General features: G+C 57.9%; 11 protein-coding genes. 4 read left to right on the top strand and 7 right to left on the bottom strand.

Annotation, left to right across the window (positions count from 1 at the left end; translation table 11 throughout):
* Both RQ865_RS05570 and RQ865_RS05565 read right to left on the bottom strand, forming a co-directional pair.
* A complete protein-coding gene (locus tag RQ865_RS05570; RefSeq protein ID WP_311478129.1) occupies nucleotides 1-1806 on the bottom strand; it encodes a rhamnan synthesis F family protein in 1806 nt (601 codons plus the stop codon).
* The gene (locus tag RQ865_RS05565) at nucleotides 1803-3485 is read right to left on the bottom strand and encodes a rhamnan synthesis F family protein (protein ID WP_311478128.1); all 1683 of its coding nucleotides are present in this window, start codon (nucleotides 3483-3485) and stop codon (nucleotides 1803-1805) included. The genes RQ865_RS05570 and RQ865_RS05565 overlap by 4 nt, the downstream gene beginning before the upstream one ends.
* 141 nt (nucleotides 3486-3626) lie before the next feature.
* Here RQ865_RS05565 and RQ865_RS05560 point away from each other — a divergent pair, with 141 nt between their 5' ends.
* From RQ865_RS05560 to RQ865_RS05545, 4 genes are read left to right on the top strand one after another with little or no spacing between them, the layout of a single operon-like run.
* Entirely contained in the window at nucleotides 3627-4580 is a 954-nt protein-coding gene (locus tag RQ865_RS05560; protein ID WP_311478127.1) for an ABC transporter permease, read from the top strand.
* Nucleotides 4580-5833 carry an ABC transporter ATP-binding protein gene (locus tag RQ865_RS05555; protein ID WP_311478126.1) on the top strand — a complete coding sequence of 418 codons (1254 nt, stop codon included), beginning with the start codon at nucleotides 4580-4582 and terminating at the stop codon, nucleotides 5831-5833. The genes RQ865_RS05560 and RQ865_RS05555 overlap by 1 nt, the downstream gene beginning before the upstream one ends.
* A 22-nt stretch (nucleotides 5834-5855) precedes the next feature.
* Nucleotides 5856-7073 (top strand): glycosyltransferase family 2 protein, encoded by a 1218-nt coding sequence (locus RQ865_RS05550; protein ID WP_311478125.1) that lies wholly within the window; start codon nucleotides 5856-5858, stop codon nucleotides 7071-7073.
* Nucleotides 7074-7109: 36 nt separating this feature from the next.
* Entirely contained in the window at nucleotides 7110-8024 is a 915-nt protein-coding gene (locus tag RQ865_RS05545; RefSeq protein ID WP_311478124.1) for a polysaccharide pyruvyl transferase family protein, read from the top strand.
* On the opposite strand, the gene RQ865_RS05540 is transcribed toward RQ865_RS05545, so the two are convergent.
* The 5 genes from RQ865_RS05540 to RQ865_RS05520 form a co-directional block, all read right to left on the bottom strand.
* Nucleotides 7995-9104 (bottom strand): glycosyltransferase, encoded by a 1110-nt coding sequence (locus RQ865_RS05540; RefSeq protein WP_311478123.1) that lies wholly within the window; start codon nucleotides 9102-9104, stop codon nucleotides 7995-7997. The two genes, RQ865_RS05545 and RQ865_RS05540, sit on opposite strands and share 30 nt — an antisense overlap.
* 5 nt (nucleotides 9105-9109) lie before the next feature.
* Nucleotides 9110-9976 (bottom strand): glucose-1-phosphate thymidylyltransferase RfbA, encoded by an 867-nt coding sequence (rfbA, locus tag RQ865_RS05535; protein WP_311478122.1) that lies wholly within the window; start codon nucleotides 9974-9976, stop codon nucleotides 9110-9112.
* A 2-nt stretch (nucleotides 9977-9978) separates the two neighbouring features.
* Nucleotides 9979-10593 (bottom strand): dTDP-4-dehydrorhamnose 3,5-epimerase, encoded by a 615-nt coding sequence (locus tag RQ865_RS05530; RefSeq protein ID WP_311478121.1) that lies wholly within the window; start codon nucleotides 10591-10593, stop codon nucleotides 9979-9981.
* Nucleotides 10594-10717: 124 nt separating this feature from the next.
* The gene (locus tag RQ865_RS05525; RefSeq protein WP_311478120.1) at nucleotides 10718-13573 is read right to left on the bottom strand and encodes a hypothetical protein; all 2856 of its coding nucleotides are present in this window, start codon (nucleotides 13571-13573) and stop codon (nucleotides 10718-10720) included.
* A 423-nt stretch (nucleotides 13574-13996) separates the two neighbouring features.
* Nucleotides 13997-14926 (bottom strand): lysylphosphatidylglycerol synthase domain-containing protein, encoded by a 930-nt coding sequence (locus tag RQ865_RS05520; protein ID WP_311478119.1) that lies wholly within the window; start codon nucleotides 14924-14926, stop codon nucleotides 13997-13999.
* Between the last annotated feature and the right edge of the window lies 1 nt (nucleotide 14927).

Raw genomic sequence — 14927 nt, 5'->3', positions numbered from 1 at the left:
CTAGCCACGATTAAGCCGGCGACGAATACGACGCCGAAAATGAGCGAAACGGTCAAGCATCTTCGAGGCAAACATAGACCGTTGCGCGATCCGCAACCGGACGATGCGCTTCAACATCGAGATGGCAGGCCAAGTCTCACCGTTGCCGTACAGTGCAGCAACCTGATCAACGGCATAGGGCGGCAGGTACTGGGCAACTTCTGTCTGCTTAAACTCCAAAAACACCGAACTTTTCGCCGCGAGCTCGGTCGACTGAACTGTCTTGACGTAATATCCCCGACTCATCCCGATGTAACTAATGAGCCTTTCAAGCGTGTGTGCGAGAGAACCGTCACGGTATTCCTCACCGTCAGGAAACTCGTCGACGGTGAACGCTGCCTCCAGTAGCGGCGCCAGCACCTCTCGACGAGCGATGAACATCGACCCGTATGGCGAAAGCGGCGTGGTGGTATCGAGAGGAACTGTGACCCCCAGACGCGGCGCCAGTTCGATCGCGGGGCCAAGGTTCAGCGACCAGGCATGACCGAGTGTCGGCAACCCCATATGGATCGTCGGCGGAAACACCATCCCCAGCTGCGATTCCCGCTCAAAAAGTGTGTAGACGTTCCGGGTGTAGTCCGGGTTCGCAAGCAGGTTGTCGAAAAGGTGGCGACGGAACCATGAGCTCACTGTCGCGGGGTCTTGCACCGACCGCTTCGAGTGCAACTTCACTACGATGTCGATCGATTCGTCACGAAGCACATCTTCACAGTCGAGCACAAACGCCGATATGTCGCGCCCCCGGTTACTCGTCACGACCCGCACATCGTAGTCGTCAAACCGCCCATCGGCACGAACCATGTCATCGAGTTCAGCTCGTTTTTCGGCGGTGTTCGTGGTGATGATAAGTCGACGCTTACCCGGGACATTCGCCGCATAAGCCAGCAGCTCATCAAGCATGTCCACGTAGTAGACATGCATCACAATCGCAGTTCGAAGTTGTGTGTCGTTTGCTGAGGCGCCACAGGAAGGGATGACCTCATGCATCGTGAGATTCGTGTACCAGGTACGAGGCTTAAGAACTTTCAGCAAATGCTGCCAAATGAGTTCCTCTGGATACCCCTTGGCGACTACCAGGTCATAGGTGTCACGTGGCAGGATGGCCCATCTGTCTGCGGTGAGTGGATCGATAGTGAGCGCATGCCAGGGAACAATAGGGAGCCCCTGTTCGATTAGGTCATGTAGCGAGTCTCGAATCAGGTAGACGTCATTCGCTGAGGGACGCTCAAAAACGGTTCCTACATCAAGGCCGATGTCGAGCAGCCCGTCACGGAACTCATCTAGTGTCGTGGGCGAGTTTTTGACCACTGACCAGAATCGTTCAAACTCGAGAGTCCGACCAGGAACGGCAAGCCAGTTCAGCTGGGCTCGCTCACGCCCCTGCGCAAGGTCGGGGCGTGCCAGAGTCCAGGCGTCTAGCGCTGCCGGATCACCCGGCATCGGCAGCTGCTCATCGAACAACACGAAGCTGTTGTCGTTAACTAGAAGCACCTCAGCGTACGAGGTGAGCTGTTCGCGACCGACTCGTTTTCGCAACGTAGTCCACACGTTAGAAATGCTGCGCGACCGCTTTGTGTGCCAAACACTGTCTGCGTGAGCTTCCAAACGCTGTAGCGACAGCGGCTCGAGCCGGAGGCTGTCTTGCACCACTACGACAAGCGTTTCGGCATGTTTGCGGTAGACGTCGAGAGCATGAAACACATACTCAGATAGCCGCGCACCGCTTTCATTCAAAACATAGACGACCAGACGTCCGCTCTCTCTCATCGCCCGACCACCCGCTTGGCCACTTGTCGGAGCGAGTTCAACGAACCTTTCGCAGCATCCTTCGCCGTTCGTTCAAGAGACGCAATGCGCGCTGCAGTCTCGGGCGACCGACTTTTCACCCAGCGAGCAACGACCGCGCGCGGCGTGTTCGCGCGAAGTGTGCCTTCAAAAGGCGCCTTCGGACCGGGACCGAACCGAGAAGCCAGGCGTGAGAACTTCTGCTCGAGCATGGCGTGCGAAACGCGCATCTGGAACGGCGTTGCCGCCTGGGCGGTGATGAACCCACTGGTACGCGCAATATCTGCTGCCAGCAGGTCGAGCATTTCTGATAGTGCAGCATCACCCCCTACCGACGCGGCCACAGAGTCCCAGCCTCCGGCAGCAGCGATTCTCGCCGGTAAATCGGCGAACGCTTCTGCGCGCAGCACCGAAATCCCAAAAACGGGAGTGAGCGGCGCATCCAGCTCCAGAGGGGCACGGATACCAAGCAGGTCGGCCAGCTCACCGATCTGAAAAACATACTTCCCATACCCATTGCCGAGCACGTCGGTTGACCGATGTTCAACGAGTGGCACCACAAACCCCAGGTGTTCGTCGCGGTCGATTGCGGCGAGCACCTCGGCTGACTGCCGCAGCGCAACATTCAGCGCGCGCTCGCGAGCGGCACGCATCGTAGCGCTCGCGGCGTCGGTATCGAAATCGGCCCCAGCACGAAAAACGACGCCACTTTCGCCGAAAACGTCTTGCCCCTCACCGAGCCAAGCCTTCCAGAACTCCCCCTCAACCACATTCGCGCCAGCTTGATCATGCGCGGAACTTTCGTTTGAGGGCTCAGGCACCATTAAGTAGGCATCCATCGCTGTCGAGAGCTGCCGCGACGGGGTTCGTCGATAGATTCCGTCAATGAGCTCTGCACGGGGGTACCCCAGCTCGAGTGCACGCCGGGTCACTTCTGCCGCGGCAACTCCGGTGTGGTCACGGTCGACAGCATCGTGAAAATAGATTCGCCGCTTAAACATGGGGCAGCCATCGTCAAGGAGCGCAAGCGGGGCCTCCATCGATGCGTTGAGCGTGCCGTAGCGTTCGTGACTGTACGCAGCTTCCCAAGTAAATCCACGGTCGGCAAAGTGCTGAGTAAACTCAGTCTCGAACTTGACGATGACGTCGTGGTACGAGTTGGCGTTCTTGAGCCCCGACCAGTACTCGCGAAACTCTGGCGCCGTGAACATGCGGTTGCGAATCGCAAGCCAGTACGACTGCAGATGTTGCGGCATAGTGCCTACGCCCAAGATCGGGTGTGGCGTAACTGCAATGTGATCGGTCATACCCCAAAAGTCAACGGGGCTCGCATCCATCCGCTCAAACAGATCGTCAAAGCTCCCCACAGGGCCAAAGAAGGTGTAGTTCACCAGCAAGAGTTCGTCGTATTGAGACAGTTCGCTATAACCGATCCGCCCGAGGGCTGCCCGGTAGGCGCCGATGTCGAAGCCGACGTTCTCGCGTTCCATCACTTCATCGGCCACGCTGTCGAGGCGCTGTCTCGACTCATCATCAAGAAACCCGTTAACAACAACGAAGATCTTTTCGACATGGGGTCGAAAGCCGCGAAGTGTGTGGAGGACGGCAGTGTCGACGTGCCCTTCGGGGTCGTAATGCAAGAAAACGAGGTGACGGCGCACTTAGGAGCTCCCTGTGTAACTGAACTTGTGTTACCAAGAGCGTACTCGCCAACACCTCCACTCCAGGTTGAAGCTCCAGACGAGTACACTTGCGGCACACGTGACATACCACTGTCAGCGGTGTGCCGAGGAAAGAAGTGCATGGAATACATCAACGAGATGAAGCAGGAAGCTGCGCGCAGAGCGCAACGCTTGCAATCGCTCGAGCTTGAATCACGCGAACCCGTCCACAGCCCCGTAAAGGGGTTCATCGACTCGGTGCGTCAGCTCGTCGAGCGGCGCCAGCTGCTCGGCCTGCTGGTTCGACGTGAGCTCGTTGGCCGTTACAAAGACTCTGTCTTTGGTTTCGCTTGGAGCCTCATCCGACCACTGACCCAGCTGCTCATCTATTACCTGGTGATGGGGCAGTTTCTCGGGGCAGCACGCAGCATCCCCAACTTTGCGATCTATATCTTCACCGGCCTGACACTGTGGGGTTTGTTCAGCGAGATGATCCAGTCGATGACCGGGTCGGTCATTGCCAACTCCGGGCTGGTGAAGAAGGTCTATTTGCCCCGAGAGATCTTCCCGATCTCAACCATTGGTTCGGCCCTGTTCAACTTCGGGATGCAGATGGTCATTCTGCTGATCGCCGCCGGCATCCTCGGCACCCTCGCCTTCGGCCCGCACTTGCTTTACGCATTGGTTGCGGTGCTCATTATTCTTGCTTGGGGCACGAGTCTGGGGCTGATCCTGGCCGCTACGAACGTGTATCTACGGGATGTGCAGTACCTCGTTGAGGTGTTGCTGATGCTGCTGATGTGGTTCAGCCCCATCGTCTATTCATGGCAGATGGTGAATCAGGTCATGATCGACAGCGGCCTTGAAACCGTCAGCACGGTCTACGCCAGCAACCCTGTCACACTCGCGATTCTCGGCTTCCAGGCTGCCTTTTGGGCGCCCGGGTCGGGGCTCGAGACGCTGTATCCACACGGCTACTTCCCGGAGCAACTCATGACGAAGATGCTGATCGCGCTAGCGTGCGGCATCGTCAGCATCTGGATCAGCCAACGAATTTTTGCTCGCCTGCAGGGCAACTTCGCGCAGGAGCTCTAATGAATACTCAATCCACCCAAACCGTCGAGATGCCGGTGGTAGTCGACGTCGAATCGGTATCGAAGCGATTCGTGATCCAGAAGAACAAGTCGCTGAAAGAACGGCTGCTCAATCCGCGTCGTTCGGTAACTCACCGACAGGATTTCTGGGCCCTCCGCGACGTCTCGCTTCAGATACGAGCCGGCGAGACCATCGGCCTCATCGGCCCAAACGGGTCGGGCAAGTCGACACTGCTCAAAACACTCGGTGGCATTATTGAACCGACCTCAGGCAAGATCCGGTCGCGTGGACGGTTGGCTGCGCTGCTTGAACTCGGCGCGGGCTTCCACCCAGACCTCACCGGCCGCGAGAATGTCTACCTCAACGCTTCGATACTTGGTCTCAGCCAGGCACAAACTGACGAACTATTTGACGAGATTGTTGAGTTCTCGGGCATCGCAGAGTTCATCGATACCCAGGTGAAGTTTTATTCGTCCGGTATGTATGTTCGGCTCGCGTTTGCCGTTGCTATCAACGTCGACCCAGACATTCTGCTCGTCGACGAGGTGCTCGCCGTCGGTGACGAAGCGTTCCAAGAAAAGTGCCTCGACAAGATCCGACGCTTCCAAGAAGAAGGCCGAACGATCATTCTTGTCTCACACAGTCTCGAGCAGATCACCAAGTTCTGCACCCGAGCAGTGGTGCTGGGGCACGGTCATGTTGTCTTCGACGGCCCAGCCGAAGAGGCGGTGAGTATTCTTCGTGCCGGGTTTGAGAGTGAGCTCGACAGCGATAAAGCTCGCGAGCGAATCGCCCGCGAACGAGCCCGCGAACAGGAGCTGAAACGACTCCATGAACAACTTGACATCGTTGACATCGTCGCCACTCCGCAAAACGGCGAGGTACTCAGCCCGGGCGATGATCTGCAGGTTGAAGTGACGCTCAACTCGCGTGTCGATTTTGATCAGTGGGATCTGATGATTGCCCTTGTGAATCAGTTGGGAACCACAGTGCTCGCTACGTCGACTCACGTGACAGGTTCTCGAAATGTGCCCGTTGGTGGCAACTTCAAGGTGCATTTTGAGATTCCCGGTCTCTCTCTCGGTAGCGGTGCCTACACGGTGAATGCGACTTTCTACGATGGCAAACGTCGTGAAATTTCTCGCGTCGAGTCGCTGGGGTCGTTTGAGGTGACCGCGGGCGCCGAGAGCATCGGGCCGGTGTACTCCAAAGTCGTGTCAACAATTCGAGACGCACCGGGCACCGAAGTTTAGCCTGGCGCGAGAGGAGAACCAGATGAGCGACCAGACGCCGGCAGACATCCGTGTAGTGATGACTCTGATGGTGCGTGACGAAGCCGACATCATCAGCACCTGGCTCGAATATCACCTCTCACAAGACATCGATCAGATCATCGTGACCGACAACGCCTCGGTCGATGGCACCCGCGAGATCCTTGAAGGTTATGCCAGCAGGGGCCTGATTGATTTGCGCCACTACCCGCACCACGACAAGAAGCAATACCAGGTGGTCACGGCAATGGCGCGCGACGCGTACACGCAATACTCGGCGGATTGGGTATTGAACTCAGACGCCGATGAGTTCTGGGTCGTGCCCGAAAGCGACTCCCTCGGTAGTGTGGTTCGTTCACTCCCCCGGTCGGGAGAGTCATTCCCCATCCCGGTAAGCAACATGGTCGGTCGCATTCTCGAGACTGGCATCGACCTTGCCAACACCACGCTTCGCGATGTTCGGTCACAGGAGCAGTTGGAGCTGGTCGGTTTGCACAGCCACCCAACGCATAATCTCATTCACCCAGGCCGTGACGATATCGAGGTGGCGCAGGGAAATCATTTCAGTTCGGCTCCACAAGCAGACCAGCTGCCAGACGGTATTGCAATCGAGGTGCTGCACGTTCCGTGGCGCTCATGGCAGCAGTATCGCGATCGCGTCACCATGACTGGCAGAGCTTACGAATCAAGCCCCGATTTGAAGCCGAGCCCGCGCCACCACACCATGCGCGACTACCGCTGGCTCAAAGCAGACTTCCTCAAGCCTTTCTTTGTAGCTCGGCTGTCACCTTCGTTGAATGGTGACGGGTTCGCAGCAGACAGCCGCCTGGCGGATATTTGCAGGCGCATCACCGCTTCAGACGGCCCCGAGTCTTCCCCTGATGAGACGCAAGAGATCGCAAATCAAGACGACCTGCTCGAGAAGTATCTCGCCGCCGGCCCTGCTCTCGTTCACCTAGAAAACGACCGCGCGGCAGCCCTAACTGAAGCGCAGGAGAGCTTCAACGAGCTTGCAAAGCACAATCAGCTGCAACATGAACGTATCGCCAATCTTGAGTCATCCCTAGAGACTGAGCGCGATCGTCGGCGGGAACGCGAACTACTGCTCGATCAAAAGGTTGTAGAACTCCTCGACGAAAACGCTCACCTCAGAAACCAACTTCCACCCGCGTTCCTACAGCGCACCATCAACTTCGCTCGCCGGATGAAGCGACACAAGTAATCGATCTCGACCTGCCACCACAACGGATCTAACCGAATGAGAATACAAAAATTCAAGCAACTCAAGTCAATGGCACGTCGTTGTGTACCACGAACTATGCTCTGGAGGTCACAGCCCATCCGACTATTCTCTTGGAAAGGCGACCAGCCGACCGGTAATTTTGGCGACCAACTCAGCAAAGAGCTGATCGAGCGTCTTTTCGCAGTGAATGCGGTTTATGCCCCCATTGATGAATGCGAACTCGTGAGCATTGGCTCAGTCTTGCAAGAGGTCGAACGAACGGTAAGCTTTCGACGCCCCGTGATCTGGGGGTCTGGATTCGTAGCTCCCGGCGAGAATTATGCTGGCCCACCGCTCGACGTTCGCGCGGTGCGTGGGCAGCTTTCACTGCAACGCATACGGCATCTCACGAAGCGGCATATTGCCCTGGGCGATCCGGGAATCCTCACCCCGCTTGCCTTTCCAGAAATTACCAAAACCGCAACCCCTGACGTTAAAGTGAGTGTAATTCCACATTATGTTGACCAAACGAGTGACACAGCACAAGAACTGATCTCCCGCTTGGGAGCTCATCACATCGACGTAATGGCACCGGTCAGCCAGGTGATCCAAGAAATTGCAGCGAGCGGATTTGTTATCTCGTCGAGCCTACACGGCGTGATTGTCGCTGAGTCGTTCGGCGTTCCAAATGCCTGGGTTCAGTTTAGCGACCAGGTAATTGGCGGTCGTTACAAGTTTGACGATTTTTATTCAGCGTTCGCAACGAAGCGTGAACCCGTTTCACCGGCAGCGCTAATGGATGGGATCGACCAATACGTCTCACAGTGGCGCCCCCTGCGCAATCTGACATTCGTGCAATCCGAACTGATGCGTTCGTTCCCCCATCAGGCCGGCTGTGTGAATGCCAGCCAGCCGCGGGGCTCATCGTCGCAAGCGGCCGACAAGTCGTGAAACTCGGTTTTTAATTTTGCCGAGTGCCCGCGCCGGCAGGCTACGCGACCGTCGGGCCGACCGCTGCTGAATGGCAAGCAAATCCTGTTCAACTTTCTGAAGATTCCGCCGGTAGGCTGCAACCTCTGCCCGAAGCTGCGACAGTTCAGCAATATCCCGATGAGCGAAAGACGAGCCCAGCTCTTCACGCACTTGTGCTCTCTCAGCCTCCGTTGAAAGCCGCGCATACTTTCGCTGCGCGTCGTCTGCCAGCTTGCGGATCTCCCAATCGATTGCCCGCCCTTCTCGGCTGCCGGGTTGGTAACCCAATCGGTCGGCGATGGCGCTCCCCCGCACATACGCATCGAAGAGGCCAAGAACGTGCCGTGAAGTTGGCGCACTCGTCACTATTGAGCCCTCGCGGATGCGTCGGTGCAGGAGCGGGCGAGATTCATAGGCGACGCGTTTTGCGGCGAGGGCGTTCAGCAGGGTGTAGGGGTTGTCTTCGTGAAAGGTTCCCTCTGGGAATGTGACACCCTCACGTTCGATAAATGAGCGACGTGCGAGTTGCAGTGGTGGCCCTGGCTTCCAGTCATCGTTTGCTGTCATCTCGACGAGGAGCTCGACACCTGGCTTAACACCGGAGTAGCTGTCGCTGCGCTGATAGTAGTTGCGGTAGCCACCCTTTTCGAGTTCGAGTTGCGGCGAATCAAAGAACGGTTCGGCGTCAAAATACAGGATGTCGTGCTGTTCATCGTTCGCTTTCTTTGAAAGCACCGCTAGCGCTTCTTCGTGCAGACGGTCATCGCTGTCTAAGAAGTAGAGGAAGTCTCCCGTCGCTTGCTGGATCCCGAAGTTTCGCGCTGCACCAACGCCCCGGTTTGTTTCGAGAGCGAAGAGGTGAATGCGTGCGTCGCCAGCAGCTAGTTCTTCTGCGATAGCGAATGACCCGTCGGTGGAGCCGTCGTCAACGATGATGATCTCAAGATCACGAAGTGTTTGCTGTGTGACACTTGAAATTGTTTCAACTAGATACTCGCTCGCGTTATAGACCGGCACGATAACCGAAACACGGGGCTGGTTCTCAGCAGAGCTCGTCATCAGATCTACGCCTGGTCGAGCAGTCGCTGGATGTAGCGACCGTAGCCCGACTTCTTCAGTGGTTCGCCAAGTCGAGCGAGCTGCTCGTCATCAATCCAGCCTGCACGCCAGGCAATCTCTTCGATGCAGCCGATCTTGAGCCCCTGACGATCTTCGATCACCTTCACGTATTCGGAAGCTTGCATCATCGACTCGAAGGTGCCGGTATCGAGCCAGGCGGTGCCGCGGTCGAGCACGTGCACCTGCAGTTTGCCGGCGTCGAGGTAGGCCGAGTTCACCGACGAGATCTCAAGCTCGCCGCGTGCCGACGGCTTGACGTTCTTGGCGATTTCGATGACATCGTTGTCGTAGAAGTACAGCCCGGGCACTGCGTAGTTCGACTTCGGCTGCTCGGGCTTTTCTTCGATCGACAGCGCCTTCATGTGCTCGTCGAACTCGACCACACCGTAGGCGGTCGGGTCGGCCACCTGGTAGGCGAAAATGAGCCCGCCATCGATCTCACCGTGAGCGCGCAGCGACGACCCGAGGCCGGTGCCGTGGAAGATATTGTCGCCGAGCACGAGCGCGCATCCCGAGTCGCCAATGAACTCTTCACCGATGATGAATGCCTGTGCGAGCCCGTCGGGGCTGGGCTGCTCGGCGTATTCGATTGTCATGCCGAGGTGTGAGCCATCACCGAGCAGTGCGCGGAACTGCGAGTTGTACTCGGGTGTAGTGATGATCAGCACCTCGCGAATGTCGGCCATCATGAGAGTCGACAGCGGGTAGTAGATCATCGGCTTGTCGTAGATGGGCATGAGCTGCTTCGAGATGCCCTTGGTGATCGGCCAGAGTCGAGTGCCCGAACCCCCGGCGAGGATGATGCCCTTCATGCTTACGCACCTGCCTTTTCATTGAGCTCGTTGTAGAACGCCACGCAGTCGTCATACTTTGGCAACAGCCCCTGCTCTTTCGCTTTGAGCAGGCCCGGTGCCTCGGTGTCTTTGGGTGAGAGCAGCAGTTCATCTTCGGCCAGCTGCAGATCGAGCCCAATGGTTTTGCACAGCGGGTTCACGCCGTGTTCGCGTCCGGGCGCATATGTGGCCGAGCAGAGATAGCTCACGGTCGAGTCGTCTTCGAGCGCGACGAAACAGTGGCCGAGGCCTTCGGGGATGTAGATGGCGCGGCGGTCGACATCGTCAAGGCGCACCTGGTCCCACTGACCGAAGGTGGGCGAGCCAACACGAATGTCGATCACGAAATCGATCACGGCGCCACGGGTGCAGGTGACATACTTCGCCTGGCTCGGCGGCACATCCGCGAAGTGGATACCACGTACCGTGCCTCGTTTCGACACCGAGGTGTTCGCCTGCTTGAGGTCGAGCGGGTGCCCCACCGCCTCGGCGAGCTTGTCGAATCGGTAGTACTCGAGGAAGATTCCTCGGTCGTCGGGGAACTGCTTCGGCGTGATCTCGAAGCTACCTGCAATGCTCAGTTCGCGGATTTCCATAGTTAGCAGTGTACGGCTCGATTATGCACATGACCGACACCATGAGTGAATCCGCAAAGAAGCGCGGAAAGCTTGCGTGAGTCACACCCTAAGTTATCTGCGGGCTCGAATCGCGCTGCTGAGCTTATTGGTCGGCCTCAGCAGTGGTGCGTCGTCGAGCGCGCCTATCCATCACGGCAAGTGCGAATACGCCTACCAGAGTGATTGCCGACACGGCTGCGCCTACTCGCAAGCCAGGGGTTCGGTATTCGAGCGTGATCGTGTGCTCTCCCGCTTCTGGAACATACACGGCCCCTCCCACGTGATCAGCTCGAAGCAACTCGGTCTGCTGCCCGTCAATGGTGGCTGTCCACCCTGATCGGTCGAGCGAGTCAGCCACGACCACCCAACCAGCGCCCGTGGAGTTCACCCGAATTGTGCTCTGGTCAAGATCGTCGCTTGGCAGCACCTCTATCGTTGCTGTTGATCCAGGGGTTGTGGCATTGGCGGGGTTGCGTTCGAGCACGACCGTCTCTGGCGCCAGGCTGCTGCCCAATAGGTCGATACGTGCCGCTGCGTCTTCTTCAACTGCGACTTCATTAGCCCAGCGCACTCGGTCGAGCGCGCTTGTGCGTTCGAGCAGAGTGACGTTTCCCGTTTGCGCCACATTCACCCCATCGGGGATGGGGCGAATGGCAGCGATAGTAATTTTTCCCTGGTCATCTGCCCCAAAGGTGACGATTCCGGGTAGTTCTTCGGCCTCAAGCTCAAGGTGCCAGGGTTGGTCTTCAGAGAACTCATCACCATCGAACGGAATGAAAGTTTCCTTATCGATCTTCCGCAACAAAAACTCGGTCTCCGTTAGCACGGCACCGTCTTGCCCAACTATTCGCGCGTTCAGAGGTATGGCAGCGCCGGCGGGAACTTGCGCATCCAAAGCTGCGATCTGAATGCCACGGATGGGGCCGGCGAACTGTCCACTGCGAATCACCTCATCGGGGCGCAAGTCAGTGGACGAGACGCTACTACTTAATATTTCCCGGCGACCGGGCACCGATTCAGCACTCCCTACCGCAACGTAGCGCACGGCTAAGCGATCGAGGATTCGGCTGTCAATAACCCCGTCGAGTTGATCTGACGGAATGTTCGGGTATGTCGCGGTAACGAGCACATCGGGATAGACCTGCTGCAGCATGTCTTTCCATCGCCCGGTCATGAACGCGTGGCCGAGCACATCCCGGGTTTTGTACACCGTTGATGCTCCCATTGGCAATGCTCCGCCCAGAGCGACGAACCTGTCTTCACCGAGGTTTTCCTGCAGATAGGTAAATGCTTCGGCAGGTGCGTAGTAACTCTCGGGTTTGCTGTGCGGCCACCAAGCTCGCACAATGAGCAGGCTTGGCACAGCCATGACTGTGATCAATCCCACTGCAACGAGGTTCTGGAACCAACGCTGCCGCACTAGCAGGATGAGCGCCACCATCACGAGCGCGACAACAGCGAATACGGCCGAGTATTTGACCCACCTGGCTGACCATTCCGGTAGCTTTGAACCTTCTTGCGCGACGCTCGCCGCCTGTATTACGAGTACCGCGAAAACTGCGGCAAGCGCCCAGCCCGCGAGGTCGCGCAGTGTAGTGCGTGTGGCAGCAACACGACTGCTTGTGGTTTCACTCTGCGCCAGCGCAGGCATACGGGCGCTCATGAGCGCCGTGACACCGTAGGCAGCGAGCACAGCGACACAGAATCCGAAAACTGCCCGTAGACGACCGATCAAGCTGGTGCTCATCGTCGGCAATTGCTGAATTACGTCGAGCACGGGCCCGCCCCAATACATCGCTATGCCGCTCAGTGTCGCTGCGACGACAAAGAACCACATCGGCGCCCGTGCAACCTGCAACCGTCGGTGAAATACCAGTGCGATCAGGGCGCAAAGCACGACCACCACACCCAAATACGACAGCGCTTCTACCGGGTTGAACGGTCCGGTGAAGTTCTTTAGTCCGGCTGTGCCAATTGCATACGGCAGGATGGCGGTTCCAAACGCTTCTGGGTTGAGCGACGACCCACGGTAGTTGCGTACCGAAAAATCGAGCACATCTTTGGAGTTCAAATAGAACGGCAAGAGCGCGACGGCGGCGAGCGCCCCGGCGCTGATCATCCCGGCCGCGTATCGCAATGCGTCACCGCCGAACTGCCAGATTGCACCGGATTCACGCCACCGGGTCTGCGCAACTGCACGAACGACGCCGTAGGCGCAGGTGAGATACGCGGTATGGAAAACTAGCGCCGGGAAACCGCCCAGCCACATCGCGGCGAAGGCGAGCGCAAGTGGCCAAAAGGCAAACCATTTTCGGCGAGTGACGGCGTAGTCGACGGCCCAGAAAGCGAGCGGGATGAGCGCGGCAACACGGGTCTGTGGCCAGTTGGTCCAGGCAATCATGAATCCCGATGAACAGAATGCAAGCGAGGCCAAGGGCCAGGTGACCGCCGGGAGTTTAAGTCGTCGCAGGAATAGTGACATGCCAAGCGCCACTACCGCGAACTCAAGCACCTTGACGAGGGCCGGGGCGATTTCTGGCGGCGCAATCCACCATGGCAGCGACAGGGGTGACATCAGGCCGGAGTTCGGCAAACCCGCGAACTCCTCGCCACCGACCATGTAGGGGTTCCATTCGGGGAAGTCTCCCTGATGGAGACGATCTGCAAACTCAATGGAGCGGGGAATGACCGAGTCGACGGTGTCGACAGAAACGATGTTGATCAGTTCGCCGTCAATCGTGGCGTTCTCCCAGTATGCCGGTGAACGCAAGAGCATGTCGGTTGCGGCGAACACTTTGCCCGAGAAAAGTGACGAGAGCACCGAAACCACAACAAACCCGACGTATATCGCCCAGCCAAGGCCCACCGCAGCAACAGCAAGTCGGCTCCGACGCCGGTCAGCATCACTCACGAACTTGCTTCGGTCAACCGCGTGGGCGCCGACGGCTTCGTTGGCCATGCGGCTATCAGAAGCAGGGTTTGACGGTTGTTGTTCTCCCGCATTGGCTGCTACCTGCTCGGGAGAAGCCGCAGCGGAAGGATCCGTGTGGTTCGGATTCGCGCGCGATACCGATTCGTTGGTCATTGTGCTCCCATAATCAAGTACTGCCAGCCACCGTCACGCCACAACGAACCCCGACGCCGAATGACCAAGTTTTGCCATGTATGCGGCAGGTTTCGAACTGAAGTATCTGACGCGAATATCCGAAGGGCGTATGACGTCAAGATACCTCAGCCTAACAATCGAGCCGCGCCAGTCGCCCACCGAGCTTCGGGGTGCACCTAGACCGCTCAGTCAGTGATGCATTGCAGGATTTCGACACAATGCTTCGCGCCCTACGCCCCAATCAAAGCTGTCGTCGCACCAAAACTAGAAACGCACTCACTTCTCGTCTGCCCCACGTTTACGGCCCGCAAACACAAAGACAACACCGAGCACAACATCGGCAATTGTGAGCAGCACGCGCGACAACAAAACCACCGCAATCGCTGCCGCCGAACCAATACTCGGCGCAATCACGGCGCCAAGCACCGCCTCCCGCACACCAACACCGGCCGGCGCGAACACCATGATGAATCCCGCTACCCAGGCGAGCGAATAGGCGGCCGTTGCCAGCAGGAAAGTGTCAACGCCTATCTCCCACCCCATCGCCACTGCGAGTGTCCAAACCTGCCCACCGGCGAGCAGCCACGCGACAAGCGACCAGAACGTCGCTGCAGCAACTGCTGCTCCAGAAATGGCCGGCGCATTCGTCGCGAGCTTCGCTTTCTTAGCAACAAAAGCCAGGGCCCGGTTGAGCACCGGCGGTGCGAGCGAAATCGCCACCAGCGGCAGCACCAACACCACCCACCAAAAACGATCGCGAAGTTCGGCCGGGCCGAACAGCAGCGCCAGTGCCCCAAGCACGATGCCCGTTGCGATCGACAGCAGCAGGCTGACGAACATCACCAGCACCGATTTACTTCGCGGAATCTCGTGATCTTTACCCAATTCCGCGGCGGCAAGGAAGTTCCAGATGCCACCTGGAAGGTATTTTCCAAGCTGCGAAACAAAGAAGATTCTGGCGGCGGCCCCCGGTGGAAGTTGCGTTCCGAAGCCCCGCAACACCACTCGCCACGCAATAAAGGTGATGGCCACATACGCGAAACCCAGAAACAGCGCGCCCAGCAGCGACCAGGCATTGAGCGCGCTGACCGCAGCAACAATCTCGTCCCATTGCGACACCAGTGCCCAGATACACAGCGCGAAAGCGACGGTCAGAAAGCCAACTCGCACCCAGGTGGATTGCAATAGGTCTAGCAGTTTTTGCATC

This window comes from uncultured Gulosibacter sp. (genome assembly GCF_963509965.1).
GTDB lineage: Bacteria > Actinomycetota > Actinomycetes > Actinomycetales > Microbacteriaceae > Gulosibacter.
Note: the sequence above shows the minus strand (reverse complement) of the source record. Positions and strands in the feature narration are given on the sequence as shown.